Consider the following 24,507-nt stretch of genomic DNA (forward strand, 5'->3'; position numbering starts at 1 on the left):
GCAAACTGGCCCGGATCGTATTCGCCCTGCTCAAAGGGCAAAGCGAATATGAACCAAAAGCAGGCTGAGGGCTTTGCCTCAACCATAGAATCTCCCACAAGGGACCGCGGGTGGCCGCAGGGTTCCTGCACACCCCTAATCCCTGTGGGAGCTGGCTTGCCAGCGATGGCGGCGAAGGCCTGTGGGCCTATTCCGGCAATTCGACCAGGCCGTCCGCGTCGGTCATGGCGCGTTCCAGCAGGTCCGCCGGCAGGCTCTTGCTGGCCCGGGCGCCGAGCAGCTTGAGCTGTTCGCTGCGGCTGACCAGGTTGCCCCGGCCCTCGGTCAGTTTGTTGCGCGCGGCGCTGTAGGCCTTGTCCAGTTGCTGCAGGCGGTTGCCGACCTCGTCCAGGTCCTGGATGAACAGCACGAACTTGTCGTACAGCCACCCGGCGCGCTCGGCGATTTCCCGGGCGTTCTGGCTCTGGCGCTCCTGCTTCCACAGGCTGTCGATCACCCGCAGGGTGGCCAGCAGCGTGGTCGGGCTGACGATCACGATGTTGCGGTCGAAGGCCTCCTGGAACAGCGTAGGCTCGGCCTGCAACGCAGCGGAGAACGCCGCTTCGATCGGCACGAACAGCAAAACGAAATCGAGGCTGTGCAGGCCCTCCAGACGCTTGTAGTCCTTGCCGGCCAGGCCTTTGACATGGCTGCGCAGGGACAGGACGTGCTGTTTCATGGCGGCCTGGCGCAGGCCCTCATCGTCGGCGGCGACGGACTGCTGATAGGCGGTCAGGCTGACTTTGGAGTCGACCACCACCTGCTTGTCGCCCGGCAGGTAGATGATCACGTCTGGCTGGAACCGTTCACCGTCGGGGCCCTTGAGGTTGACCTGGGTCTGGTACTCGCGGCCCTTCTCCAGCCCCGCGTGCTCCAGCACCCGCTCCAGGATCAGCTCGCCCCAGTTGCCCTGGGTCTTCTGGCCCTTGAGGGCGCGGGTCAGGTTGGTGGCTTCGTCGCTCAGGCGCAGGTTCAGCTGCTGCAGCCGCTCCAGTTCCTTGGCCAGCGAGAAACGCTCGCGGGCCTCGGCCTGATAGCTTTCCTCGACGCGCTTCTCAAAGGACTGGATGCGCTCCTTCAAAGGATCGAGCAGTTGGCCCAGGCGCTGCTGGCTGGTTTCGGCGAAGCGCTGCTCGCGCTCATCGAAGATCTTGCCCGCCAGTTCGGCGAACTGCGCCCGCAGCTCGTCGCGGGAACCCTGCAGGTCATTGAGGCGTTGCTGGTGGCTGTCCTGCTGTTCGCGCAGCTCGGCGCCCAGCGAGGCGGCCTGGGCGTCCAGGCGGCGCAGCTCGGCGTCCTTGCCGGCGCGTTCGAGGTTCCAGGCATGGGCGGCGTCACGAGCGTCGTCGCGGTCGATCTGCAACAGTTCGACTTCCCGGCGCAGCGCGGCCAGTTCCACCTGCTTGGCGGTGTTGGCCTGGCCGAGGTCGACGATTTCGTCACGGCAGGCATCGAGCTGCGCGTTGAGGCCGTCCTGGGCCATCTGCGCCATCGCCAACCGTTCCTCGAGCAGCGCGATATCCGCCTGACCGATACTGGCCCGGCGCTGCAGCCGCCAGGCCAGCGCCAGCAGCGGCAGGCCTGCGCCCGCAAGGCCCAGCAGCAGGCTGGTCACGTCCATCGCCATCGTCATTCCCGCCGATCAGATAAAGCCTGAAGGTTAACCAAGGCGTCCGGTCTTGGACAGCTCAGTCTTCGAGCAAGCCAAGCTCGCGCTGCGCGCGGCGATCCCCGGCGCGGGCAGCCTGGCGCAACAGGTCCTGGCCGATGCGACGGTCCCGGGCATTGCCGCACTCGCGGCACATCAACTGGCCGAGCCGGCTCTGCGCGGCCACCACCCCTTCGCGCGCCGGCTGCTTGAGTAAGCGGCCGGCCAGGTGCTTGGCGTTGCGGCTGTCGCTCAGGCGCGGGCTGTCCAGCAGCCATTCGGCCACACGGACGGAAAATCGCTTGGGAGCGGTGACACGGGGAGATGGGGAAGGAACGGCGTCTGATACTGAGCGAAACTTCATAAAGCACTGTGGGACGAATCGGAAGGCGCGCCACTCTACTCTTTTTTTCGCACAGGTAAAGCCGAAAAAATCCCGGCACGCCCGTGCTAGAGCAAGCGCTAGGGACAATCCACAGAAGCTGTGGATAACTCAGTGGACAACCGCCCTCCAACCCCCGCAAAGCCTTGTGGAACGGGGCTCGCAGTCAAACTGACGATTTTTTCACCAGCAAAAAAAAGCGATGTTTTTCATTGACTTAAACTTTCGACGCAGGCAGCCACCGGGGTCAGGATCGTTGTGACAGCGCGGTGACAGTCTGCGCAACTAATGTGCACAAGTACCGGTTGGGCGGTTATATGGATGCGCCGTTTCGGGTCGTTTCGGCAGCCGGGCCTTCGCGACCGCTCTGGCCCGCTCGTTCGCGCGACGCCTTTGCGCGACCGCCGGTCGGAAGGCGGGCGATTTCGGGGCGAGCCTTTCCGGAATGGGCGCTGGCTGACCTGCGCAAGGACTTTTTTGTGTCTTTCGGTTTGCATTGCGCGACCGGTTCGGTTAGCATCCGCGCCGTTAGTACCAAGCTGAAAGTCAATTCCGGTCGAACACATCCTCGCGGTCAGCCTTCTCCCAAAGAAGCCTCCACCGAAAAAACAGGATCGACCCCTCGATGGTTTCCAGGTAAATCCTGCGCCGGCACAGCCTCGAACGAAGGCCAAGCGTGTCGCGACACAGCGTTACTCTGACCGAACCAACCTGCAGATTGATCAGGATCTTCACCCTGGGCCATGGACCTCTGCCCTTGCTGTGTTGCCTGTCCTCCTAAGTACCTACCTGCCAGCCCGAGCGCGCCAAACCGTATAGCGCTTCAAACTGGCTGCCTTGTTCCAGCCGGGTTCTTCGTTCGACCGATGGCGGTCGTCGTTACTGGAACGTTTTAACGTTGCACGGATCTGATCCGTGTCATATGCAGGAACACCCATAACATGTCTCATATCCAGACTCAGGATGCCATTCGCACCCTCACCAACGCTTTTGCACCGATGAACTGCCTGATCCTGGCCGCCCGCAAAGGCTGCTTCAGTTTCACCCTGGTCAACGAACACGGGATCGCCCGCCACAGCGAGCGTCTGTACCCCGATCAATACTCCAGCGCCGAACCGCTGCAGGCCGTGATCGACCGCACCCGCCAGGCACTGATCGCCTGAACGGTCGCAACGCCGCAAAAGCCAACGCCCCGCCGATAACGCGGGGCTTTTTATTGCCCGATGTTTCCCGATGGGGCCGAACCGGTTAAGTCCGATCCGGCATAACGGTTATAACGGCCGTTCGGAAATATTGTAAAAACAGGCCTTTACGCCCTGAATATGACACTACACTTCAACTCAAGCGGCATGAACCGCTTCCGGCGGGCCTGATTCGTTCCACAGCTGCCAAGCACCCGGTCAGGCCCGCCGCCACTCCAACGATCCGAGGGCTTTATGGGTATCGCCGCAAGCGAACTGTGCCGTTTCGTGATCCGTCCCACGCTGATCTACCTGGGACGCCACTGCGCCACCGCCGAATCCCTGCTGCTGGGCATCGCCGCCAGCCAGTCCGCCCTCGGCTCCGCCCTGCATGACCGCCGGGGCCACGGGCTCTACCGGATCGCCGAGCACCGTCACCAGGCCCTCTGGGATCATTACCTGGCGCTGGATCCGGAACGCGCCAGCCTGGTGCGCGGCCTGGCCAGCCAGCATGCCTTCCTCAGCGGGCCGCACCTGGAACTGACCGTCAACCTGCGCTATGCCACCGCCATCGCCTGGCTGCTGGTGGAAGAACAGAACCCCACCCTCCCCGACCCGGACGACCTGCTGGGCATGGCGCGCATCTGGCGCCAGACCTTCCAGCCCCAGGGTCGCCTACGGGATTTCACCTGCGCCTGGCAGGCCTGTGTTTCACCGCTGAATCAAGTCGCTTGCTGACCCGCCGGTTCCGGAAGATCGTCCATCACGACGCCAATCTGGTCGGATTGTCCTACAAAACCGCTCTAACTCAAGGTATACGGGCTCTGGCGCCCGGACGAAAATGTTGGTAATTTTCGCCCCGGTGATCACCAGGAGTTCTAATAATGAAAAAAGTCATGCTCAAAACCACCCTTAGCCTTGCCGTTTCCTTGGCCTCCACCCAGCTTTTCGCAAGTGGCTTCGCCATCAACGAACACAGCATCAGCGGGATGGGGACTGGGTACGCCGGGCGATCTTCTTCTGCCGACGACGCAAGCACCGTTTACGGCAACCCTGCCGGCATGTCGCGCATCAAGCGCGAACAGGTCACCGGCGGCGTTGCGTTCCTCGACGCCTCGACCGACATCAGCCACGGCAGCTCCAGCCCGAACAGCGGGAGCAACAAAGGCGACATGGTGCCCTTCACCTCCGTACCTATGGGCTACTACGTCAAGCCGATCGACGAGCATTGGGCCTTCGGCCTTGGCATGTACGTGCCGTTCGGCCTGATCACCGACTACGAAAACGGCTTCGCCGGCCGCTACTTCGGCAGCAAGTCGGAAGTGAAGGTCATCACCCTGCAGCCGACCGTCAGCTACGCCTTCAACGACAAGGTGTCGATCGGTTTCGGCCCGACCATCAACCGCATCGACGGCTCGCTGGAATCCAACCTGTCGATCACCCAGGCTGCGCCGGACGGCAAGGTCAAGATCAAGGGCGACGACACCGCGCTGGGCTACAACATCGGCGTGCTGGTGCAGGCCACCGACAGCACCCGCGTCGGCCTGACCTACCACTCCAAGGTCGACTACAAGCTCGAAGGCGACACCAAGGTCAACTACGGCGTGCTGGGCGCAATCGGCCTGGGCGCCAGCCAGAAGTACGACGCTTCGCTGAAGATCACCACCCCTGAGTCCGCCGACCTCTCGGTCACCCAGGCGATCAACGATCAGTGGAACGTCTACGCCGGCACCACCTGGACCCGCTGGAGCCAGCTGGAGAAGATCACCGTCAAGAACTCCGGCGTGCAGCCGCTGCTGGCCGGCCAGTTCGGCGAAATCACCGAAGAGCAGAACTGGCACGACACCTGGGCCTACGCCATCGGTACTTCGTACCAGCTGAACAAGGAATGGGTGCTGCGCACCGGCTTGACCTTCGACCAGTCGCCGACCAACAACGTCGACCGTTCGCCACGCATCCCGACCGGCGACCGGACCATCTTCAGCATCGGCGCCGGCTGGAGCCCGACCGACGACCTGACCATCGACGTCGCGTACTCCTACCTGAAGGAAGAGACCGTCAAGATCAACAACAGCAACGACCGTGGCCAGTCCTACAGCTCCAAGTACGACAACTCGGCCAACGGCTTCGGCATCGGCGCGACCTACCGCTTCTGATGGCCTGCGGCGAGGCTCACCCCTCGCCCACAAAAAAGCCCCGCTGTCCTGTGGACGCGGGGCTTTTTCATGCCTGCGATGTTTGGCCTGCTCGCGCTGGAGGCGGTGGATCCGGCCTCGATCCGCGACCGACCGCCATCGCCAGCAGGCTGGCTCCCACAGGGTTCTGCGGTGACCACAGCCCCCCGCATTCACCCGAAATTCCAGGAGCCAGCCTGCTGGCGATGGCGTCAGTCAGGGCGTCGCCGCTCACTGCCCAAGCGGCTTGGACGCAATCGCCTTCTCGATCGCCGCCAGGAACTCAGGATCATCCGGTTTGGTCAGGCTGGAAAAATTGGCGATCACCTTGCCCTGACGATCGACGACGTACTTGTAGAAATTCCACTTCGGCGCACTGCTCTGCTTGGCCAGCACCTGGAACAGGTGGGTGGCGCCGTCGCCGCGGACCTTCTGCGGTTCGGTCATGGTGAAGGTCACGCCGTAGTTGGCGTAGCAGACCTTGGCGGTCTCGGCGCTGTCCTTGGACTCCTGCTTGAAGTCGTTGGACGGCACGCCGAGCATCTCCAGGCCCTGCGCCTTGTAGCGTTGATTGAGGGCCTCAAGGCCTTCGAACTGCGGGGCAAACCCGCAGAAGCTGGCGGTGTTGATCACCACCAGCGGTTTGTCGGCATAGCGTTGGCACAGGTCGACGGACTCCTTGGCCCGCAGCTTGGGCAAGGAGCCTTGCAGCAGATCCGGGCAATCCGCCGCCCGGACCACTCCGGTCAACGCCATCAGCAACGCAGGAACAGCACACCAGCGCATCAGCATGTCGGGCTTCCTCGGGCAGTCGTCAGACCCCGACGTTACTCGCCCACCAAGCCTCCCCGCAAGCGCTAGCAGACGCTCATGCCCAGCTGCATCAGCGCCAGGCCGCCCCGCAGCCAGCCCCACCACACCAGCGCCAGCAGCGCGGCGCCGAGCGCGATGATGGCGACCTGCGGCCACAGGCGCTTCATGCGGCGCTCATGCCCGCTTGCAGGCGCGCCACAGGGCGCTCGCGCACCGGCCAGTTCAGGGCCGCCGCCAGCAGACTCAAGAGGATCGCCACCTGCCAGATCAAGTCATAGCTCCCGGTACGGTCATACACCACCCCGCCCAGCCAGCCGCCTAGGAACGAGCCGAGCTGATGGAACAGGAACACGATGCCGCCCAGCATGGACAGGTTGCGCACGCCGAACAAGGTCGCCACCGTACCGTTGGTCAACGGCACCGTCGACAGCCACAGGAAGCCCATCGCCATGCCGAACAGGTAGGCCGACGTGGTGGTGACCGGCAGCCACAGGAACAGCACGATCACCACCGCGCGCAACAGATAGAGCACGGTGAGCAGGCGCGGCTTGGACATGCGCCCGCCGAGCCAACCGGCGGTGTAAGTGCCGAAGATGTTGAACAAGCCGATCAGCGCCAGCACCGTGGTGCCGACGGTGGCCGGCAAATGCTGATCCACCAGGTAGGCCGGCAGGTGCACACCGATGAACACCACCTGGAAACCGCAGACGAAGAAGCCGAACGCCAGCAACCAGAACCCAGAGTGCGAACAGGCTTCGCGCAGGGCTTCGGACAGCGTCTGCTCATGGCCGTGGACCGGAAGCGGCTTGTCCTTGAGCATGGCCACCAGCGGCACGATCATCGCCACCAGCAGGCCCAGCGCCAGCAAGGCCGCCGACCAGCCCAGCCAGCCGATCAGCCCGAGGGTGCCGGGCAGCATGGCGAACTGGCCGAAAGAGCCTGCGGCACTGGCGATGCCCATGCCCATGCTGCGTTTTTCCGGCGGCACGGCCCGGCCGACCACGCCGAGGATCACCGAGAACGAGGTGCCGGACAGGCCGATGCCGATCAGCAGCCCCGCGCTCAGCGACAGGCTCAGCGCCGAGTCGGACAGCCCCATGCACACCAGACCGACCGCGTAGAGCACGCCGCCGACCAGCACCACCTTCGCCGCACCGAAGCGGTCGGCCAGCGCACCGGTGAACGGTTGCGCCAGGCCCCAGATCAGGTTCTGCAAGGCGATGGCGAAGGCGAACACCTCACGTCCCCAGCCGAACTGGGCGCTCATCGGCGACAGGAACAGGCCGAAGCCATGCCGCACGCCCAACGACAACGCCAGAATCAGCGCACTCCCCAGCAACACCCAACCGCACGCACGCCACATCGAACTCATTGTTGTTCTCCAGTCACGGGTATATACCCGCTTAAAGTCGGAAAAACCGGCGTCACGCCAGTTCGTCCAGCAGTCTCAGCAAGGTTTCACGCTTCTCGGCGCCCAGTCGGTCGATCAACCGCTGCTGCGCCGCTTCCCAGGCCGGCAGCGCCGCCGCCAGCCGCTGCGCACCGGTGTCGGTGAGCTTGACGATACGGTTGCGCATGTCTTCGCCCTCGGTGAGCGCCACCAGGCCCTCGCCCTCCAGCACCCGCAGGTTGCGGCCCAGGGTGCTGCGGTCCAGGCCCATGGCCTCGGCCAGTTCGGAGATGCTCGGTTGATCCAGCCGCTGCAGGTTGCAGAGCAGAGAATACTGGGCAACGTTGATCCCGAAGCCGTCGAGGGCGCCGTCGTAATGCCTGCTGACGCCACGGGCGGCGCGACGCAGGTTGGTGCACAAACATTGGGAAGGAAGCATGATGCGTGTATATACCCGCGACTCTGTTAAATCAAGTTACATGTGGTTTTGTTCAACAACATTTCCGATGGCCGCGAAGGGGCCGATCGATCCGGTGCGGAGGCTTCAGGCCAGCGCCAACCCCACCAGCACCGCCATCTCCGTCAATTCCAGCAACGCCCCGGCCGTATCGCCCGTGGTGCCGCCCAGCCGCCGCACCATCAAGCGCCGCACCCAGACGAACACCCCGACCGCCACCAGCAGCGCCACAGCGCCCTCAAGCCCGGCCACTGCCACGCACGCCAGCGCGCAGGCCGCCAACACCCACCACCCGGCCCTGCGCGGCAGGTGATCGGCCAACGCCTGACCCAGGCCGCCGGCACGCACATAAGGCGTGGTCAGAAACAGCCCCAGCAACGCAGCACGCCCGATCAGCGGGACGATGATCAGCACCAAGCCCTGCTCCTGCCCGATCACCGCCAGCAGCGCAGCGAACTTGAGCAGCAACACCAGCACCAGCGTCACCACGGCGATGGGCCCGCTGCGCGGATCCTTCATGATCGTCAGCGTGCGCTCCCGGTCGCCGAAACCGCCCAGCCAGGCATCGGCGCTGTCCGCCAGCCCGTCGAGGTGCAAGGCGCCGCTGAGCAGCACCCACGCCGTCAGCAGCAGCGCACCGTGCAACAGCGGCGGCGCACCGGCCAGCGCCAGGTCCAGCGCCCACAGGATCACGCCGAACAGCAAGCCCACCAACGGATAGAACAGCAGCGAACGGCCCAGCGCCTGAGGCGCCGGCATGCCCGGCAAGCGCACCGGCAGGCTGCTGAGGAATTGCAGGGCGATCCAGAACGGCAGCATGTCAGTCCACTTCCCGAAGCGATCCGTCGGCCTCGACGATCAACGAAAACAAGCCGCCATGACCGACCTCGACGGTAAGCAGTTGTTCACGCGGCAAGCCACGGGCCCTGGCCAGCAGCAAGCGCATGACGCCGCCATGGGTGACCAGCAGCAGCCGCTCGCCGGCGTGGGCCGCCTGCAACCGCGCCACCGCCGCCAGCACCCGCGCCGAAAAATCGCTCACCGGCTCGCCCTGCGGCGGCGTGAATGCGTACGGATCGGCCCAGAACCGCCCCAGCGCCTCGGCATCGGTTTCCATCAGGGCTGCGGCGCTCTGCCCTTCCCAGGCGCCGAAGTGCAGTTCCTGCACAGCCCCGTCCAACGTCAGCGGCAGATCCAGTTGCCCACGCAGCTCTTGCGCGAACCGCGCGCAGCGCTGCAACGGCGAGCTCACCAGGCGATCCCACGGCCCGCGCCCAACCACTGCCGCGCGCATCTGCGCCCAGCCCTTGTCGGTCAACGCGTCATCCAGGCTGCCGCGCAAGCCGCCGCCCAGCTCGGTTTCACCGTGGCGCAGCAGGTCCAGGCGCAAGGTCATGCGGGGCGATCCGCCACAGCCGCTTCGGCGAACGTCGCCATCTGCCCGTGCAGGTCGCAAGCCAGGCGCAGCAACGGCACCGCCAGGGCGGCACCGCTGCCCTCGCCCAGACGAAGACCGAGTTCCAGCAGCGGTTCGGCCTGAAGGGCTTCCAGCACATGCCGGTGGCCCGGCTCGGCGCCGCGATGACCGAACAGCAGCCACTCGCGGCAGGCCGGGTTCACACGGACGGCGACCAGCGCGGCGACGGTGCAGATGAAACCGTCCACCAGCACCGCGACGCCTTCCTGGGCACACGCCAGGTACGCACCGACGAGCGCGGCGATCTCAAAGCCGCCCAGGTTGAACAAGGTCTGCAACGCATCGCCGCGCTGAGCCTTGTGCAAGGCCAACGCCCGCTCGATCACCTGCGCCTTGTGGCTGACGCCCTCGGCGTTCAACCCGGTGCCGGGCCCGGTCAGGTGCACCACCGGGCAATCGAGCAAGGCGCAGGCCAGCGCACTGGCCGCCGTGGTGTTGCCGATGCCCATTTCGCCGCCGATGAACAGTTGCGTCCCTGCGGCTTTGGCCCGCAGCACACTGTCGCGGCCGGCCTGCAAGGCCTGCTCGCCCTGGGCACGGGTGATCGCCGAAGTTTCGACAAAGTTCGCGGTGCCTGGACCCAAGTTCAAATGACGCACGCCCGGCAGCTCCAGGGCCGGCGTCACCGTCCCCAGGTCCACCACTTCCAGCTGCGCATCGAGCTTTCGTGCCAGCACGCTGATCGCCGCACCGCCGCTGACGAAGTTCAGCAGCATCTGCCCGGTGACCTCCTGCGGATAGGCGGAAACCCCTTCGGCCACCACCCCGTGGTCACCGGCGAAGATCGCGATCCACAACCGGTCGAGGCACGGCTTGACCTGCCCCTGCAGCCCGGCCAGCTGCACGGCCACCGCTTCGAGACGGCCGAGGGAACCGGCGGGCTTGGTCAGTTGCTGTTGTCGCGCCGCCGCCTCGGCAACGGTGTCGGCATTCACGGGTCGGCACGGGGCGCACCACCAGGCTTGGGTCATAGGGCAGGTCCTTTCAGAGTCAGGGGCAGGCCGGCGACCGTCAGCACCACGCGCTGACAACGTTCGGCCAGGGCTTGATGCAGCCAACCGGCTTCATCGACATAGCGGCGAGTCAATTCGCCCAGCGGCACGACACCCATTCCGGTCTCGTTGCTGACAAAAACGATGTCGCCCGGCAACGTCGCCAGGCAGTCCAGCAGGGCTTCGCGCTCGGCGGCCAGGCGTTCGGCGTCGTCGAGCATCAAAAGGTTGGTGAGCCACAGCGTGAGGCAGTCCACCAGCAGGCAGCGCGCGGCGCCGGCGTTCTCGCGCAGCACGCGGGCCAGCGCCAGCGGCTCTTCGATCAGGCCCCATTCGGCGGGACGGCGGGCGCGGTGATGGGCCACCCGCTCGCTCATTTCACCGTCCAGCGGTTGGCTGGTGGCGATGTAGGTGACGGCCAGGCCGCTGTCGGTGGCGAGTTTTTCCGCCAGGCGGCTTTTGCCGGAGCGGGCGCCGCCGAGGATCAGTTGGAGCATGAGGACATCCTGAACAATGTACGGTGAGGCAACCGGGCCTTTCGCAGGCTCACCCGCGAAAGGCCCGGCACCGGCGAATCAGATCCCACAGAGCTGGCGCAACAACGCGGTATCCAGATGCTTGTCCACCAGGTCCGCCAGCCGTTCGATGTCCCGCTCGCGCAAGCCGTGGTAATCCACCGCCTGCACCTCGCACAGGCCCGCCCAGCGCAGCAGCGCCGCACTGGCCGCCGGCGACTCGAACAGGCCGTGCAGGTAGGTGCCGAACACCTGCCCGTCGGCACTTTGCGCGCCGTCGCAACGGCCATCGTCCAGGTGCACGGCGGCCTGTTCCAGGGCCGGCCCCGTCGTCACGCCCGCATGGATCTCGTAGCCGCTGACCTCGGCGTCTTCCAGCGCCAGGCGTCCACGGACATTGCGCAACTGCTTCTGGGCTTCGAGTTGCGTCTCGAACGCCAGCAACCCCAGCCCGGCGCTGGAGCCCGGCGCGCCTTCCAGGCCCAGCGGATCATGCACCTGCTCGCCGAGCATCTGCAGGCCGCCGCAGATGCCCAGGAGTTTGCCGCCGTAACGCAGGTGCCGGCGGATCGCCGTTTCCCAGCCGTTGGCACGCAAATAAGCCAGGTCGCTGCGCACGCTCTTCGAGCCCGGCAGGATGATCAGATCCGCCGGCGGGATCGCCTGGCCGGGGCCGATGAATTGCAGATCCACCTGCGGATGCAGGCGCAGCGGATCGAAATCGGTGTGGTTGCTGATCCGCGGCAACACCGGCACCACCACTTTCAGCACCTGTTCGGCCTTGTCGGCCTGGCGCCGGTCGATGCCGTCTTCGGCTTCCAGGTGCAGGTCCATCACGTAGGGCAACACGCCGACCACCGGTTTGCCGGTGCGCTGCTCCAGCCAGTCAAGGCCCGGCTGCAGCAAGGCCAGGTCGCCCCTGAAGCGGTTGATGATGAAGCCCTTGACCCGAGCCTGCTCGCTGGGCGAGAGCAGCTCCAGCGTGCCGACCAGGTGGGCGAACACGCCGCCGCGGTTGATGTCGGCGATCAGCAGCACCGGGCAGTCCACCGCCTCGGCGAAGCCCATGTTGGCGATGTCGCCGGCCCGCAGGTTGATCTCCGCCGGAGAGCCGGCGCCTTCGACCATCACCAGCGGATACGCAGCGCTGAGCCGTTCGTGGGAGGCCAGCACCGCTTGCATGGCGATGGCTTTGTAGTCGTGGTAGGCCACCGCATTCATGGTGGTGACGGCGCGCCCGTGGATGATCACCTGGGCGCCGGTGTCGCTGTTGGGCTTGAGCAGCACCGGGTTCATGTCGGTGTGCGGCTCAAGGTGCGACGCCTGTGCCTGCACCGCCTGGGCGCGGCCGATCTCGCCGCCGTCGGCGGTCACTGCGCTGTTGAGCGCCATGTTCTGCGGCTTGAACGGCACCACCGCCACGCCCTGGCGGGTCGCCCAGCGGCACAGCGCGGTCACCAGCGTGCTTTTGCCGGCATCGGAAGTGGTGCCTTGCACCATGAGCGTGGTCATGCCGGTGTATCCATGGGGCGATCCTTGGCGAACGCCTGCAACGCCTGTTCGAGCCGCGCCTCGTCGGCGGCGTCGGCGGGCAGTCCGAATCGCAGGCTGCTGTTGTGGGTGAAGAGGCGCAGCAGGATGCCGCGCCGGGCCATGAACTCATGCAGCGCGGCCGCGTGTTCGGTGATCAGCCACTGGAACAGGGCACAACCGCCCTGCGGCCTGAAGCCGTAGCGCTCCAGCAGCGCGGCCAGCCGTTCGCTGGCCTCGTCGCTGCGGATGCGCTGGCGGGTGTGGCCTTCGGTGTCCAGCAGGCAGGCCTGGCCCAGCACCCGGGTCGGGCCGCTGACCGCCCACGGGCCGACCTGTTCGGCCAACAGCCTGAGCAGCTTGCGCTCAGCCAAGACAAACCCCAGTCGTACCCCGGCGAGGCCGAAGAACTTGCCGAACGAGCGCAGCACGATCAGGCCGACCTGGTGGGCATGGGGCGCCAGGCTCAGCTGGGGGGTGTTGTCCATGAACGCTTCATCGACCACCAGCCAGCCGCCCCGCTGGGCCAGCCTGGCGTGCCAGTCGAGCAAGCGCGCCGGGGTCAGGCTCAACCCGGTGGGGTTGTTCGGGTTGACCACCACCAGCACATCGAGGCTGTCGAGAAAGAAATCGACTTCCTGCTCCAGCACCTCCCGCACGATGTAGCCGCTGCGGCGCCAGGCTTCGGCGTGCTCGGCGTAGCAAGGCGACAGCACGCCGACCTTGCCGGCCCGGCGCAGGCGCGGCAGCAACTGGATGGCCATCTGCGAGCCGGCCACCGGCAGCACGTGCGCGGCGCCGTAGTAATCGCAGGCGGCCTGCTCCAGGCCGTCGTCGGTTTCCGGCAACCGGGCCCAGGCCCGCAGCGGAATGTCCGGCACCGCAAACGGCCACGGCGCAAGGCCGGTGGACAGGTCGAGCCACTCCGGCTCGGCGATGCCGTACTCGATCGCCGCCCTGCGCAACCGGCCGCCGTGCTCAAGCATAGAATTCAGCCCCCACGCAAAGGATCAGCAGCCACAACCATACCCCGCGCTGCACCAATTGCCAGCCACGGTCGATGGAATCGGCATCCGCCGGCACGCCCTCGCCCAACTGCGGGCGCTCGTGCAGTTCGCCGTGATAGACCGCAGGGCCGCCCAGCTCCACGCCCAGCGCACCGGCGCCGGCGGCCATGACGGGGCCGGCGTTGGGGCTGTCCCACTTCGGCCCCTGGGTGCGCCAGCACTTGAGGGCCAACCGGGTCTTGCCCAGCAGCGCGTAAGTCAGCGCCACCAACCGCGCGGGAATGTAGTTGAGCACATCGTCGATTTTCGCCGCCGCCCAGCCGAAGCGCTCGAAGCGTTCGTTGCGGTAGCCCCACATCGCGTCGAGGGTGTTGCTCAAGCGATAGAGCACCACCCCCGGCGCGCCAGCCACGGCAAACCAGAACAGCGCGGCGAACACGGCATCGCTGCCGTTCTCCAGCACCGATTCGGTGGCGGCGCGGGCGACGGCGGTGCTGTCCAGCTCGCTGGTCTGGCGGCTGACCAGATACCCCACGCGCTTGCGCGCCTCCTCCAGGTCATCGCTGCGCAAGGCCTTGGCCACCGGCTCGACGTGCTCGCCGAGGCTGCGCATGCCGAGGGCGCAATACAGCGCGAGGATCTCCACGATCCAGCCCACGTAAGGCGCCCACGACAGTGCCGTGGCCAGCAGGGTCAACGGCAGCACCACGATCACCCACGCGGTCACGCCATGGCTGCGCCAGCCGCGGCCTGCGGCATTGAAGCGTTGTTCGACGCGCCCGGCGAAACGGCCGAACGCCACCAGCGGATGCCAGCGCTTCGGTTCACCCAGCAGCGCATCCAGCGCCACGGCGGCGACACTCAACAACGCCACACTCATTGATTCACTCCCCATTGGTTTTCGTACAGCAGCTCATCGAGCGGACGCGCCTGCGCCCACCCTTCGAGCACCAGCATCGGCGCCGGATAGAATGTCTTGACCGGCCCCAGGCACAGCACCGCCAACGGCTTGGCCCCCGCCGGCAGGTTGAGCAGGTCGGCCAGGGCCTGGGGCTCGAACAGCGACACCCAGCCCATGCCCAGGCCTTCGGCGCGGGCGGCCAGCCACAGGTTCTGGATCGCACAGGACAGCGACGCCAGGTCCATTTCCGGCAGCGTGCGGCGGCCGAAGATGTGCCGCTCGCGGTCATCCCCCAACGCGGCCACCAGCACTTCGGCGCAGTCGCCGATGCCTTCGACCTTGAGCTTCATGAACTCGTCGCTGCGCTCGCCCAGGGCTTCGGCGGTGCGCACCCGCTCCTCTTCCACCAGCGCCTGGATCCGGCCACGCAACGTGCGGTCGCTGATGCGGATGAAGCGCCACGGCTGCATCAGGCCGACGCTGGGCGCCTGATGGGCGGCCTCCAGCAGGCGGCGCAGCAGTTCGGGCTCGACCGTGCCACCCGTGAAGTGGCGCATGTCGCGGCGCTCGGCGATGGCGCGGTAGACGGCGTCGCGTTCGGCCGGGGTGTAGGCGTTGTCGCTCATGGACGCTGCGCGAGCAGGCTCGCTCCCACTGCGGATCGCGGCTCGCCGGGGACGGCCGCGGCCTGGCGGTCGGGCGCCAGCAACGCGGCGATCGCCGACGGATTGGACGGGAAGTAAAAGTGCACGTAGGACGCGGTCATCCGCCCTTCCCGGTAAACCGCCTCGGCACCGCGCCCGCCGTTGGGGCTTTGGCCGCGAGCGATGGGCGCAAGCCCGGTGGTGGTCAGGGAATGGTGGTAGGTGTGGCCGCGCAGCGTGCCTTCCGGCAGGTCGACGGCCTGCAGGGCCAGCGCCGCCAGACGCTTCTGCATCACCGCATCGCCGCTGAGCAGGCCGGCCAGTTCGGCACGGGTGCCGCTGACGTCGGTCAGCGAATCGAGCAGATAAAGCATGCCGCCGCATTCGGCGAGCAACGGTTTGCCGGCGGCATGATGGGCGCGGATCGCCGCCAGCATCGGCGTATTCTGCGCCAGCGCTTCGTGGTGCAGTTCGGGGTAGCCGCCCGGCAGGTAGAGGCTATCGGCATCCGGCAGCGCCGCATCGCGGATCGGCGAGAAGAAGCGCAGCTCGGCCCCCATCGCCCGCAGCAGATCGAGGCTGGCGCCGTAGGTGAAGGCAAACGCCTCGTCCCGGGCGACGGCGATCCGCACGCCTTGCAGCAGGGGTTCGACCTCCAGCGGCTCGGGGGCGGCAAATTCGACCGGCGGCGGCAGCGCGACCTCGCAGCTGTCCGCCAGGGCCTGCGCAGCGGCGTCGAGGCGCAAGTCCAGGTCATTGAGCTCGCTGGCCTGTACCAGGCCGAGGTGACGGCTCGGCAGCTCGATCCCGGTTTCCCGGGACAGCGCGCCGTACCAGCGCAGACCTTCGGTGAGGCTGCCTTCCAGCAGTTGCGCATGGCGCACGGTGCCGACGCGGTTGGCCAGCACCCCGGCGAACGGCAGGTCCGGCTGATAGCGCGCCAGGCCCAGGGCCAGCGCACCGAAGGTCTGGGCCATGGCGGTGCCGTCGATCACGCCGAGCACCGGCACGCCGAAATGCCGCGCCAGGTCGGCGCTGGACGGCGTGCCGTCGAACAGGCCCATCACGCCTTCGATCAGGATCAGGTCGGCTTCGGCGGCGGCTTCCCACAGCAGGCGGCGGCTTTCCTGCTCGCCGACCATCCACATGTCCAACTGATAGACCGGCGCACCGCTGGCGCGCTCGAGGATCATCGGATCGAGAAAGTCCGGGCCGCACTTGAACACCCGCACCTTGCGCCCGTGATTGCGGTGCAGGCGGGCCAGCGCGGCGGTGACGGTGGTCTTGCCCTGGCCCGAGGCCGGCGCGGCGATCAGCACCGCCGGGCAGTGACGAGGCTGATTCAAAGTTCGACGCCTTTCTGGGCTTTGATGCCGGCCTGGAAGGCGTGCTTGACCATGCCCATTTCGGTGACGGTGTCGGCCATCTCGATCATTTCCGGCTTGGCCGCGCGCCCCGTGACCACCACGTGCTGCATCGGCGGACGGGCCTGCAAGTCGCTGAGCACCTGATCGAGGTCGAGGTAGCCGTGCTTGAGGGCAATGTTCAGTTCGTCGAGCACCACCAGCCCGATGGACGGATCGCGCAGCAACTGACGGGAGACTTCCCACGCGGCTTCGGCGGCGGCGATGTCGCGCTGACGGTCCTGGGTCTCCCAGGTGAAGCCTTCGCCCATCACGTGAAAACGCACCTGCTCGGGGAAGCGGCGCAAGAACAGTTCCTCACCGGTGCTGTTGCGGCCCTTGATGAACTGCACCACGCCGCACTGCATGCCGTGGCCCATGGCGCGGGCGAGCATGCCGAACGCCGAGCTGCTCTTGCCTTTGCCGTTGCCGGTGAGCACCAGCAGCAGGCCGCACTCGTTCGGCGAATTGGCGATGCGTTCGTCGATCACGGCTTTTTTGCGCTGCATGCGCGCCAGGTGGCGCTCGTCACGCTCGGTGGTATCAGTCATGGGGGAGCTCTCCGTTGAGGCTGGGTAACGGCGGGCGGGCACAAGAATAGACGGCGACAAGCCTGGCATCGCCCACCGTGATGCCGTTGGATGGATCAGGCCGGTCTCCGGGCTCATGAGCGGCGCAAGGCCAGGCTGCGCGCCTTCCCGCGTCGTCGGACGCAGTGGCATCAGGCACAGCTTTCACTCATCTACCGTTGCGGGGGCAGCGCCGGGATCGCGGTCGCTCCACTGTGGACATGCGACCCTCACCGGCTTCCCTGTTTCACTCTGTCGACAGCCGCCACAGAGCACCTGAAACAAGCCGCGAAGGTTAGAGGGTTGGGGGTGGAGCGTCAAATGAAGCGGGGCTGCGGCGACGAAAAAATGCCGCCGATCAATTAACTGACGCCAATCTTGTGCCACACTGCCATGAGTGATATCAAAGAGCCATGCTTTTTGACTGCAGAGAGCACATCACAATAACAAGGGAGAGCACCATGCAAGGCATGATCATCAGCAATCCGCGGCTGGAATTCCTGCGCCCGGTGCTGGAACGCTGGTTTGACTGTATCGACCGCTACAACGCCGTGCGCGGCGACAACGACACCCCCTATTGGCACGACGAAAAGGCCAATCTGGGCCTGCTCTCCGCCGCCGCGTGGATGGCCGAGCTGGTGACGCTGCGCGACACCGCCACCCGCAAGCAGAACGAGGACGGCGAACGCAACGCCCGCGCCGACCTGTTCCTGGCCGGCACCGACGACCGCGCCTTCATCCAGGCCACCCAGCGCTGGCCTCGGGTCAACAGCCTCAACCTGACCCAGGCACTGCACGACATCACCAGCGACGCCAAGCGCATCAGCTACGCCAGCGACCTCAAGCTCGGCTGCCTGTTCGTCTCGCCGCAAAAGGCCCAGCACAGCGCCAGCCCCGAAGAACTGCAGGACATGGTCGACGACCTGCAGAAGGAACACACCTGCGCCGTGGCCTGGTACTTCCCTTACGCCTACCGCAAATTGCGCAGCGAAGCGGGCAACTACCATCCGGGCATCGCCGTGCTGTTCAAGGAGGCGCGCGGCTGAGCGCTTGAACCATCGGGGTCGCCCATGCCTCTATGATTGGGAATGCATTCATAGGGAAGACAAGCAATGCGCAAGCCCCCGTTCGTTTTCGTCATCGCGGTTGCCGCAGGCCTCGCTGCCTGCGGCGAAACCTCAAGCCTGCAAGTCTCCGACGGCACCGGCCCGTCGCCCAAACTGCCCGAACCGAACAAGACCCTGATCCCGACGGTGCACATCGCCCCGGCGGTGGGCTGGCCGAGCGGTGCCAAACCGACGCCGGCGGCGGGCACCCAAGTGGCGGCGTTCGCCGAAAACCTCGACCATCCGCGCTGGCTTTACGTGCTGCCCAACGGCGACGTGCTGGTGGCGGAGACCAACGCTCCGCCCAAACCCGATGACGGCAGCGGCCTGAAGGGCTGGGTCACCAAAAAGGTCATGGGCCGCGCCGGCGCCGGCGTGCCGAGCGCGAACCGCATCACCCTGCTGCGTGACGCCGATCATGACGGCGTGGCGGAAACCCGCACGGTCTTCCTGCAAAACCTCAACTCACCGTTCGGCATGACCCTGGTCGGCAACGACTTGTATGTCGCCGACACCGATCGCCTGCTGCGCTTTCACTACGAGCCGGGCGCGACCGAAATCAAGTCACAACCGATCAAGGTCGCGGACCTGCCCGGCGGCACGCTGAACCACCACTGGACGAAGAACGTCATCGCCAGCCAGGACGGCAGCAAGCTCTACGTCACCGTGGGTTCGAACAGCAACGTCGGCGAAAACGGGCTGGACCAGGAACAAGGCCGGGCCGCCATCTGGGAGGTGGACCGCGCCACTGGCAACCACCGCATCTTCGCCTCCGGCATCCGCAACCCCAACGGCCTGGCCTGGGAACCACGGACCGGCGCCCTGTGGACGGCCGTCAACGAGCGCGACGAGATCGGCAGCGACCTGGTGCCGGACTACATCACCTCGGTCAAGGACGGCGGCTTCTATGGCTGGCCGTTCAGCTACTACGGCCAACACGTCGATGTGCGCGTGCAGCCGCAGAACCCGGATCTGGTGGCCAAGGCCATCGCCCCGGACTACGCCGTCGGCCCGCACACCGCCTCGCTGGGCCTGGCCTTCGCCGAAGGCAACCGCCTGCCGGCGGCGTTCAAGGAAGGCGCGTTCATCGGCCAGCACGGCTCGTGGAACCGCAAGCCGCTCAGCGGCTACAAGGTGATCTTCGTACCGTTCGCGAACGGCAAGCCGAACGGCATCCCGGTGGATGTGCTGACCGGATTCCTCGACAAGGACGAGAACGCCATGGGCCGGCCGGTGGGCGTGTCGGTCGACCGGCAAGGCGGGCTGCTGGTGGCCGACGACGTGGGGAACAAGGTGTGGCGGGTGTCTGCAGCTCAGTGATCCCCTGAGGCCACCCCAAAAACCACTGTAGGAGCGAGCAGGCTCGCTCCTACAGGTTGTCTTGACGACTAAGGGTTGTGCGCCAGGTGCTCCGGCTGCAGGACGCGCTTGGCGCTCAGGTACGCCTTCTGCCAATAGGCCTTGGACAGGCTGTCCAGCTTCACGGTGCCGCCGGTGGCCGGCGCATGGACGAAGCGCCCTTCCCCGACATAGATCCCGGCATGGCTGACCTGGGAGCCACCGTTGGTGGCGAAGAAAATCAGGTCGCCGGTCTGCAGCCCTTCCTTGCCGACGTTCGGCGCCTGCATCACGATCATCTCCCGCGTGGAGCGCGGCAAGGTGATGCCGGCGGCGTCGCGGTAGACGAAGCCGATCAGACCGCTGCAATCGAAGCCCGAGTCCGGTGTGTTGCCGCCCCAGCGATAGGGCGTGCCGACCAGGCCGAGCGCGCGGAACAGCACGTCTTCGGCAGCCGGAGAAAAGCTTTGGGAGGAGCCGAACACGATCGGCGCGCGCACCACCGGCGCGGGTGGCGGTGTGCGACTGGCGCAGCCGCTGAGCAGCGCTGCGAACATCATCAAGGCGAGGCGGGCCGACATCGTCATAAGCAGAACATCCTGATCTGGCTGCGGCTTTCACTGCCGATTCGACAGAAAACAAAACCGCCTGCGTCGGGACGCAGGCGGTTTGCCATCAAAGTAGATCAGAATTCTAGCGGCTACGCGGCAAACTTCAAGTAAGACTTTAACTTTACCTTGTAAAGTTTACGTCTACTGACTGACCGCGACCGTTTGTCGCCACGGACGTGGCGACAAGGAAGGCATCACTTGCGGGCGGTGACCACGGTCGGCGCCATCGCCAAGGCGCGCTTGGCCTCGATGAAGGACTTGCTCCAGTAGCTGTCACCCAGGCTGTCGATGCGCACACCGCCGCTGCGGCGGCTGCTGGAGTGGATGAACTGGTTGTCGCCCAGGTAGATGCCCGCGTGGCTCACACGACCGCGACGGCCGTTGGTGGCGAAGAACAGCAGGTCGCCCGGTTCGAGGTTGCCGCGCGAGACTTGCGGGGCATCCACATTGATCATTTCACGGGTGGAACGGGGCAGGTTCATGCCGGCCTCTTCGCGGAAGAGGTAGCCGATGAAACCGCTGCAATCGAAGCCGGCTTCGGAGGTGCCGCCGAAACGGTAACGGGTACCGATCAGGGACATGCCGCGCTCAAGGATGCTGTCGGCCAGAACCGGCAGCTGATAAGGCTTCTTGCCGTTGAAGTCGGCCAGTTCCTTTTCGGTGTCCAGCTCTTCCTGGTAAATGACGGAAGACTGGGCGGTAGCGGAATTCTTGTACTGCTGTTGCTGCTCTTGAACAGGTGAATGAGCAGCGCAACCGAACAGCAGGGTGACGAGTGCGAGAGGCACGAGGGGTGCGAAGCGCTTTAGCATGGGCACGACCGTGGCTGAAGTTGTAAAGAAGCCGAGACTATGCCCGCTATCGGCCTCATTTGCAAATTCAATCGATCTTTTTGTGACTTCCCGGTTTCTCGTTTACATCTAAGCGCTTAAGCCTATTTGAATCGATACGCAGCCTGAGCAGCGCTCAGGAAAGCGGGTTTTCTGGCGCCTGAAATCCGCCGACCCCGGCTGAAAGCCGCGGCCTTGAAGGCTTTCACCAGCCCAGGGTTTCTTTCAGGAAAGGGATCGTCAGCTTGCGTTGGGCCTGCAGCGAAGCCTGGTCGAGCTGTTCGAGCAGATCGAACAGCGCGCTCATGCTGCGGGTGCCCCGGGTCAGGATGAAATGGCCGACTTCGTCGGTCAGGTGCAGGCCGCGACGGGATGCGCGCAGTTGCAACGCCCGCAGCTTGTCTTCATCGGAAAGGGGGCGCATCTGGAACACCAGCGCCAGGGTCAGGCGGGATTTCAGGTCGGCCAGCTTCACCGGCAGTTCGCGAGGCGAGGTCGAAGCGGCGATCAGCAGGCGCCGGCCGCTGTCGCGCAGGCGGTTGAACAGGTGAAACAGCGCCTCTTCCCAGTCCGCCTTGCCCGCCACCGCTTGCAGGTCGTCCAGGCAAACCAGCTCGTACTGCTCAAGGTGGTCGAGAATTTCGATGCCGCGATCCATCAGCTCCGCCAGCGGCAGGTAGACCGCCGGCTCCCCCATCTGCTCGAAACGCAGGCAGGCGGCCTGCAACAGATGCGTACGCCCTACCCCGTGCTTGCCCCACAGATAGATCAGGCTTTCGGTCCAACCGGCGTCGGCTTCGCAGAGGCGCTCGACATAGCCGAGTGCAGCGGCATTGGCGCCTGGGTAGTAGTTGATGAAGGTGGCATCGTCACGCAGACGCACACCTAGGGGCAGCTGAATCGGTTTCATGCTGACTGAACGGTTCCCGGGGAACCATTAGTGACCTCTGTGTAAAGTGTGCGAAGTTTATACCCGTGAAGCGGAGCGCACAATCCGACAGACCCCAAGCAAAATCAAAGGTTTGCGTTAACACCTTGGTTTCATGGCAGTTTCTCTGGCGGCTGCGCCTGCATGAGCCGGGCCAACCCGGCGATCCGCCGGGCAGCCCGCCGCCTGCGTCACAATTCAGGCTCGTCCACGCCGCTGTAGATCTCGGAGTCCTTGTACAGGTCATGGACATGCCGCACCAGCACCATGATCACCGCCGCCACCGGCAACGCCAGGAGCACGCCGGTGAAGCCGAACAACTCACCGCCGGCCAGGATCGCAAAAATCACCGCCACCGGATGCAGGCCGATCCGGTCGCCCACCAGCAGCGGCGTCAGCACCATCCCCTCCAGCGCCTGGCCGACCATGAACACCGCAACGATGCCGATCATCGGATACAGATCGCCGCCGAACTGGAACAGCCCGGCGATCAGCGCCGAACCGATGCCGATCACGAAGCCCATGTACGGCACGATCGCCGCCAGCCCCGCAATCAGGCCGATCAACAGGCCCAACTCCAGGCCGACGATCATCAGGCCCGCCGCGTAGATCACGCCCAACGCCACCATCACCAGCAACTGACCGCGCACGAACGCGCCCAGCACCTCGTGACACTCGCCAGCCAGCGCCACCATGCGCTCCTCCCGGTCTCGGGGCAGCAGGCTGCGGATCTTGGCCATCATCACGTCCCAGTCCCGCAGCAGGTAGAAGCTCACCACCGGAATCAGCACCAGGTTCGCCAGCCAGCCGATCAACGCCAGACTCGACGCCGTCGCCTGCGTCAGCACCGCACCGACGATGTCGGTGGTCTGCCCGACGTGCTCGCTGATCGCCGCCTTGACCTTGTCGAACTTCCAGAACCCTTCCGCCAGCCCCAGCTTCGCCTGGGCCCACGGCAACGCGGTGTGCTGCAGCCAGTCGAGCATCTGCGGCGCCAGCTCGTACAGTCGCAGCAACTGCCGGGCCAGCATCGGCACCAACACCAGCAACAGCGTGGTCACGATCAGGGTAAAGAGCGCGAACACCGCGATCACGCCCCAGGTGCGGGACAGCCCGATCCGCTCCAGGCGGTCCACCAGCGGGTCGAACAGGTACGCGAGCAGCAACGCCACCAGGAACGGCGTGAGGATGGGGTGCAGCAACCAGACGAACGCACACAACAGGGCCACCCCGCCCAACCAGAACCAACGCCGCGTATCGGCCATGTAAAACTCCATTGCTTTTATATAGGAAAGAACGACTTACCAACGAAACCGCAGGGCCGGAGCCGCCGGGGTCGCCGCCGGAACGGGCGCCGCGCCCGGCACCGCCGGCTGGGGAACCGCGGCAGGCGCCGGCGCCTCGGCCGGCAGCTCCTGCAGCTTCGCCAGCGCCAGTTGCGCACGCAACTGATCGGCGCTGCCGTTGACCCGGTACACGATGCGATCGGCATCGACGCTCTGCAGACGCACGCCAAACGGTTCGAGCAAGCGCATCAGGGCGGCGTAATGCTCAAGGTTCATGCCCTGCACATCCACGGTCTGTTGCCCGGCGGCTCCTGGTTTTGCGACGAAGCGCGGCGCCAGCCGCCCGGCGACCGCCAGCATGACCGCATCGGCCACCGCCGCCTGATCGGCGCCCTGCACGCTGCCCGCCTCCTTCTGGTCGCCGAGCCACAGGTGCCATTTGGCTTGCCACTGGCCGCCCTCCTCGCGGGCATGCACCGCCAGCAAGGCGTCGGCGCCGTAGCGCTCCGATGCGCCGCGCAACGGCGCCGGGTCGGTGCCCTCCAGGGTCGGCGCGGTGGCCACCAACTGTTCGCTCAGGTCCGCCAGCGGCAAGCGCAGCGGCAGGCCACGGTGCTGGGCCGCCCGGCGCAACGGCGCGGCACTGGTCTGGCCGTCGCCCACCAGGCTCGAACCTTCAGCGGAATCGTTCAGCCACCAGCCCAGGATCGAAGGACGGTTGGCGCCCCACAACGAAAGCCCCGCACGGCGCAACGCCTGCTCGGTGGTGCCCGGGTCGAAATCGACTTTCAGCACCTCCGGCGGGCCGGCATCGAAACCGTACTGGCTGATGATCTGCTGCGGATCCTTGCGGATCGCCGCCAGCCCCGGATTCTGCGGCGCCTTCGGATCCCCCGTCAGGCGCAGCACGAGGGTGTCCAGCGCCGCCTGCGTGGCGCGGTCGCGCTCCTCGGGCGCCTGACCGTTGACCGGCTCGCGCACCTGATACAGGCCTTTGAGGTTTTCGGCGTGACTCGCCAGGCTGACCAGAGACAGACAGCCCACAAACAGCAATTTGCAAAGACGCATGGAGAATTCCCGTCGACAAGAGCGGCTGGAACAGGCCGCGTGAACCGGCCAGAGCAAGCCTGTGACCACAGGCCGCCGCAAAACATTCACACGCTGGCGGTAAGTTTTTGCACAGCCCTAACGATAGACGGTTCCCTTATACAGGCAGCGGCGCGCTCACCGACCATTCAATTGCAATTTTTTTCAGGCGATATGCCCCTGCCCGTCGGCGCGAGGAT

26 protein-coding genes and 1 riboswitch are annotated in these 24,507 nt (G+C 65.8%); of the genes, 5 read left to right on the plus strand and 21 right to left on the minus strand.

All coding sequences use genetic code 11. From position 1 onward, the window contains the following. Positions 1-187: 187 nt before the first annotated feature. Together rmuC and CAG33_RS19575 are read right to left on the minus strand one after the other, a co-directional pair. Complete coding sequence (rmuC, locus tag CAG33_RS19570; RefSeq protein WP_170930046.1) at positions 188-1,552, minus strand: DNA recombination protein RmuC; 1,365 nt, start codon at positions 1,550-1,552, stop codon at positions 188-190. A gap of 175 nt (positions 1,553-1,727) precedes the next feature. Further along, positions 1,728-2,051, minus strand: coding sequence for a hypothetical protein (locus CAG33_RS19575; protein ID WP_085577707.1), 324 nt, complete (start codon positions 2,049-2,051; stop codon positions 1,728-1,730). Positions 2,052-3,010: 959 nt separating this feature from the next. Between CAG33_RS19575 and CAG33_RS19585 the strand changes: the two genes are divergently transcribed. The 3 genes from CAG33_RS19585 to CAG33_RS19595 all read left to right on the plus strand — a co-directional run bounded on the left by CAG33_RS19585 (position 3,011) and on the right by CAG33_RS19595 (position 5,406). Then, positions 3,011-3,232: a hypothetical protein gene (locus CAG33_RS19585; RefSeq protein WP_085640198.1), complete on the plus strand. Its 222-nt coding sequence runs from the start codon at positions 3,011-3,013 to the stop codon at positions 3,230-3,232. Positions 3,233-3,505: 273 nt separating this feature from the next. Beyond that, entirely contained in the window at positions 3,506-3,988 is a 483-nt protein-coding gene (locus CAG33_RS19590; RefSeq protein ID WP_085577709.1) for a hypothetical protein, read from the plus strand. A gap of 146 nt (positions 3,989-4,134) precedes the next feature. After that, complete coding sequence (locus CAG33_RS19595; RefSeq protein WP_085577710.1) at positions 4,135-5,406, plus strand: OmpP1/FadL family transporter; 1,272 nt, start codon at positions 4,135-4,137, stop codon at positions 5,404-5,406. Positions 5,407-5,655: 249 nt separating this feature from the next. On the opposite strand, the gene CAG33_RS19600 is transcribed toward CAG33_RS19595, so the two are convergent. The 14 genes from CAG33_RS19600 to cobO all read right to left on the minus strand — a co-directional run bounded on the left by CAG33_RS19600 (position 5,656) and on the right by cobO (position 17,104). Continuing rightward, positions 5,656-6,216, minus strand: a complete 561-nt coding sequence (locus tag CAG33_RS19600) for a glutathione peroxidase (RefSeq protein ID WP_085577711.1) — start codon at positions 6,214-6,216, stop codon at positions 5,656-5,658. 65 nt (positions 6,217-6,281) lie between these two features. After that, positions 6,282-6,404, minus strand: a complete 123-nt coding sequence (locus tag CAG33_RS28810; protein ID WP_256575694.1) for a hypothetical protein — start codon at positions 6,402-6,404, stop codon at positions 6,282-6,284. After that, the gene (locus CAG33_RS19605; RefSeq protein ID WP_170930047.1) at positions 6,401-7,600 is read right to left on the minus strand and encodes an MFS transporter; all 1,200 of its coding nucleotides are present in this window, start codon (positions 7,598-7,600) and stop codon (positions 6,401-6,403) included. The genes CAG33_RS28810 and CAG33_RS19605 overlap by 4 nt, the downstream gene beginning before the upstream one ends. Positions 7,601-7,661: 61 nt before the next feature. Beyond that, positions 7,662-8,066: a MarR family winged helix-turn-helix transcriptional regulator gene (locus CAG33_RS19610; RefSeq protein WP_085577713.1), complete on the minus strand. Its 405-nt coding sequence runs from the start codon at positions 8,064-8,066 to the stop codon at positions 7,662-7,664. A 105-nt stretch (positions 8,067-8,171) separates the two neighbouring features. Then, positions 8,172-8,903, minus strand: a complete 732-nt coding sequence (locus tag CAG33_RS19615) for an adenosylcobinamide-GDP ribazoletransferase (protein WP_085640201.1) — start codon at positions 8,901-8,903, stop codon at positions 8,172-8,174. 1 nt (position 8,904) lies between these two features. After that, the gene (cobC, locus tag CAG33_RS19620; RefSeq protein ID WP_085631199.1) at positions 8,905-9,480 is read right to left on the minus strand and encodes an alpha-ribazole phosphatase family protein; all 576 of its coding nucleotides are present in this window, start codon (positions 9,478-9,480) and stop codon (positions 8,905-8,907) included. Continuing rightward, positions 9,477-10,532, minus strand: a complete 1,056-nt coding sequence (cobT, locus tag CAG33_RS19625) for a nicotinate-nucleotide--dimethylbenzimidazole phosphoribosyltransferase (protein WP_085640204.1) — start codon at positions 10,530-10,532, stop codon at positions 9,477-9,479. Before cobT ends, cobC begins: the two co-directional genes overlap by 4 nt. Further along, a complete protein-coding gene (cobU, locus tag CAG33_RS19630; protein WP_085640207.1) occupies positions 10,529-11,050 on the minus strand; it encodes a bifunctional adenosylcobinamide kinase/adenosylcobinamide-phosphate guanylyltransferase in 522 nt (173 codons plus the stop codon). The genes cobT and cobU overlap by 4 nt, the downstream gene beginning before the upstream one ends. 78 nt (positions 11,051-11,128) lie before the next feature. Beyond that, positions 11,129-12,580: a cobyric acid synthase gene (locus CAG33_RS19635; RefSeq protein WP_085640210.1), complete on the minus strand. Its 1,452-nt coding sequence runs from the start codon at positions 12,578-12,580 to the stop codon at positions 11,129-11,131. Next, positions 12,577-13,584 carry a threonine-phosphate decarboxylase CobD gene (gene cobD / locus CAG33_RS19640; protein ID WP_085577719.1) on the minus strand — a complete coding sequence of 336 codons (1,008 nt, stop codon included), beginning with the start codon at positions 13,582-13,584 and terminating at the stop codon, positions 12,577-12,579. Before cobD ends, CAG33_RS19635 begins: the two co-directional genes overlap by 4 nt. Further along, positions 13,577-14,485 (minus strand): adenosylcobinamide-phosphate synthase CbiB, encoded by a 909-nt coding sequence (cbiB, locus tag CAG33_RS19645; protein WP_085577720.1) that lies wholly within the window; start codon positions 14,483-14,485, stop codon positions 13,577-13,579. The genes cobD and cbiB overlap by 8 nt, the downstream gene beginning before the upstream one ends. Further along, positions 14,482-15,132, minus strand: coding sequence for a 5,6-dimethylbenzimidazole synthase (gene bluB, locus CAG33_RS19650; RefSeq protein ID WP_085631189.1), 651 nt, complete (start codon positions 15,130-15,132; stop codon positions 14,482-14,484). The genes cbiB and bluB overlap by 4 nt, the downstream gene beginning before the upstream one ends. Further along, complete coding sequence (locus CAG33_RS19655; RefSeq protein ID WP_085640214.1) at positions 15,129-16,496, minus strand: cobyrinate a,c-diamide synthase; 1,368 nt, start codon at positions 16,494-16,496, stop codon at positions 15,129-15,131. Before CAG33_RS19655 ends, bluB begins: the two co-directional genes overlap by 4 nt. Beyond that, positions 16,493-17,104 carry a cob(I)yrinic acid a,c-diamide adenosyltransferase gene (gene cobO / locus CAG33_RS19660; RefSeq protein ID WP_085577723.1) on the minus strand — a complete coding sequence of 204 codons (612 nt, stop codon included), beginning with the start codon at positions 17,102-17,104 and terminating at the stop codon, positions 16,493-16,495. Before cobO ends, CAG33_RS19655 begins: the two co-directional genes overlap by 4 nt. Positions 17,105-17,184: 80 nt before the next feature. Further along, a riboswitch (cobalamin riboswitch) is annotated at positions 17,185-17,417 on the minus strand. 166 nt (positions 17,418-17,583) lie between these two features. On the opposite strand from cobO, the gene CAG33_RS19665 reads away from it, so the two are divergent. Both CAG33_RS19665 and CAG33_RS19670 read left to right on the plus strand, forming a co-directional pair. Next, positions 17,584-18,168, plus strand: coding sequence for a hypothetical protein (locus tag CAG33_RS19665; RefSeq protein WP_085577724.1), 585 nt, complete (start codon positions 17,584-17,586; stop codon positions 18,166-18,168). A gap of 66 nt (positions 18,169-18,234) precedes the next feature. Beyond that, a complete protein-coding gene (locus tag CAG33_RS19670) occupies positions 18,235-19,548 on the plus strand; it encodes a sorbosone dehydrogenase family protein (protein WP_085640217.1) in 1,314 nt (437 codons plus the stop codon). A gap of 68 nt (positions 19,549-19,616) precedes the next feature. On the opposite strand, the gene CAG33_RS19675 is transcribed toward CAG33_RS19670, so the two are convergent. From CAG33_RS19675 to CAG33_RS19695, 5 genes are all read right to left on the minus strand, one after another. Next, complete coding sequence (locus CAG33_RS19675; protein ID WP_085640220.1) at positions 19,617-20,153, minus strand: C40 family peptidase; 537 nt, start codon at positions 20,151-20,153, stop codon at positions 19,617-19,619. 218 nt (positions 20,154-20,371) lie between these two features. After that, the gene (locus CAG33_RS19680) at positions 20,372-20,989 is read right to left on the minus strand and encodes a C40 family peptidase (RefSeq protein ID WP_085577727.1); all 618 of its coding nucleotides are present in this window, start codon (positions 20,987-20,989) and stop codon (positions 20,372-20,374) included. A 223-nt stretch (positions 20,990-21,212) separates the two neighbouring features. Further along, positions 21,213-21,917: a DnaA regulatory inactivator Hda gene (gene hda / locus CAG33_RS19685; RefSeq protein ID WP_085577728.1), complete on the minus strand. Its 705-nt coding sequence runs from the start codon at positions 21,915-21,917 to the stop codon at positions 21,213-21,215. Between the two features lie 209 nt (positions 21,918-22,126). Next, the gene (locus tag CAG33_RS19690) at positions 22,127-23,200 is read right to left on the minus strand and encodes an AI-2E family transporter (RefSeq protein WP_085577729.1); all 1,074 of its coding nucleotides are present in this window, start codon (positions 23,198-23,200) and stop codon (positions 22,127-22,129) included. 36 nt (positions 23,201-23,236) lie between these two features. Continuing rightward, positions 23,237-24,289 (minus strand): DUF2066 domain-containing protein, encoded by a 1,053-nt coding sequence (locus CAG33_RS19695; protein WP_085640223.1) that lies wholly within the window; start codon positions 24,287-24,289, stop codon positions 23,237-23,239. Positions 24,290-24,507: the final 218 nt, after the last annotated feature.

It is taken from the genome of Pseudomonas sp. B3(2017), from assembly GCF_002113595.1.
GTDB classification, from domain to species: Bacteria; Pseudomonadota; Gammaproteobacteria; order Pseudomonadales; family Pseudomonadaceae; genus Aquipseudomonas; species Aquipseudomonas ekonensis.

What these genes read in the sequence shown, in the direction of transcription:
- CAG33_RS19575 (WP_085577707.1), bottom strand. Translation starts at nt 2,051, where the DNA reads ATGAAGTTTCGCTCAGTATCAGACGCCGTTCCTTCCCCATCTCCCCGT.
- CAG33_RS19585 (WP_085640198.1), top strand. Translation starts at nt 3,011, where the DNA reads ATGTCTCATATCCAGACTCAGGATGCCATTCGCACCCTCACCAACGCT.
- CAG33_RS19590 (WP_085577709.1), top strand. Translation starts at nt 3,506, where the DNA reads ATGGGTATCGCCGCAAGCGAACTGTGCCGTTTCGTGATCCGTCCCACG.
- CAG33_RS19595 (WP_085577710.1), top strand. Translation starts at nt 4,135, where the DNA reads ATGAAAAAAGTCATGCTCAAAACCACCCTTAGCCTTGCCGTTTCCTTG.
- CAG33_RS19600 (WP_085577711.1), bottom strand. Translation starts at nt 6,216, where the DNA reads ATGCTGATGCGCTGGTGTGCTGTTCCTGCGTTGCTGATGGCGTTGACC.
- CAG33_RS28810 (WP_256575694.1), bottom strand. Translation starts at nt 6,404, where the DNA reads ATGAAGCGCCTGTGGCCGCAGGTCGCCATCATCGCGCTCGGCGCCGCG.
- CAG33_RS19605 (WP_170930047.1), bottom strand. Translation starts at nt 7,600, where the DNA reads ATGTGGCGTGCGTGCGGTTGGGTGTTGCTGGGGAGTGCGCTGATTCTG.
- CAG33_RS19610 (WP_085577713.1), bottom strand. Translation starts at nt 8,066, where the DNA reads ATGCTTCCTTCCCAATGTTTGTGCACCAACCTGCGTCGCGCCGCCCGT.
- CAG33_RS19615 (WP_085640201.1), bottom strand. Translation starts at nt 8,903, where the DNA reads ATGCTGCCGTTCTGGATCGCCCTGCAATTCCTCAGCAGCCTGCCGGTG.
- cobC (WP_085631199.1), bottom strand. Translation starts at nt 9,480, where the DNA reads ATGACCTTGCGCCTGGACCTGCTGCGCCACGGTGAAACCGAGCTGGGC.
- cobT (WP_085640204.1), bottom strand. Translation starts at nt 10,532, where the DNA reads ATGACCCAAGCCTGGTGGTGCGCCCCGTGCCGACCCGTGAATGCCGAC.
- cobU (WP_085640207.1), bottom strand. Translation starts at nt 11,050, where the DNA reads ATGCTCCAACTGATCCTCGGCGGCGCCCGCTCCGGCAAAAGCCGCCTG.
- CAG33_RS19635 (WP_085640210.1), bottom strand. Translation starts at nt 12,580, where the DNA reads ATGACCACGCTCATGGTGCAAGGCACCACTTCCGATGCCGGCAAAAGC.
- cobD (WP_085577719.1), bottom strand. Translation starts at nt 13,584, where the DNA reads ATGCTTGAGCACGGCGGCCGGTTGCGCAGGGCGGCGATCGAGTACGGC.
- cbiB (WP_085577720.1), bottom strand. Translation starts at nt 14,485, where the DNA reads ATGAGTGTGGCGTTGTTGAGTGTCGCCGCCGTGGCGCTGGATGCGCTG.
- bluB (WP_085631189.1), bottom strand. Translation starts at nt 15,132, where the DNA reads ATGAGCGACAACGCCTACACCCCGGCCGAACGCGACGCCGTCTACCGC.
- cobO (WP_085577723.1), bottom strand. Translation starts at nt 17,104, where the DNA reads ATGACTGATACCACCGAGCGTGACGAGCGCCACCTGGCGCGCATGCAG.
- CAG33_RS19665 (WP_085577724.1), top strand. Translation starts at nt 17,584, where the DNA reads ATGCAAGGCATGATCATCAGCAATCCGCGGCTGGAATTCCTGCGCCCG.
- CAG33_RS19670 (WP_085640217.1), top strand. Translation starts at nt 18,235, where the DNA reads ATGCGCAAGCCCCCGTTCGTTTTCGTCATCGCGGTTGCCGCAGGCCTC.
- CAG33_RS19675 (WP_085640220.1), bottom strand. Translation starts at nt 20,153, where the DNA reads ATGACGATGTCGGCCCGCCTCGCCTTGATGATGTTCGCAGCGCTGCTC.
- CAG33_RS19680 (WP_085577727.1), bottom strand. Translation starts at nt 20,989, where the DNA reads ATGCTAAAGCGCTTCGCACCCCTCGTGCCTCTCGCACTCGTCACCCTG.
- hda (WP_085577728.1), bottom strand. Translation starts at nt 21,917, where the DNA reads ATGAAACCGATTCAGCTGCCCCTAGGTGTGCGTCTGCGTGACGATGCC.
- CAG33_RS19690 (WP_085577729.1), bottom strand. Translation starts at nt 23,200, where the DNA reads ATGGCCGATACGCGGCGTTGGTTCTGGTTGGGCGGGGTGGCCCTGTTG.
- CAG33_RS19695 (WP_085640223.1), bottom strand. Translation starts at nt 24,289, where the DNA reads ATGCGTCTTTGCAAATTGCTGTTTGTGGGCTGTCTGTCTCTGGTCAGC.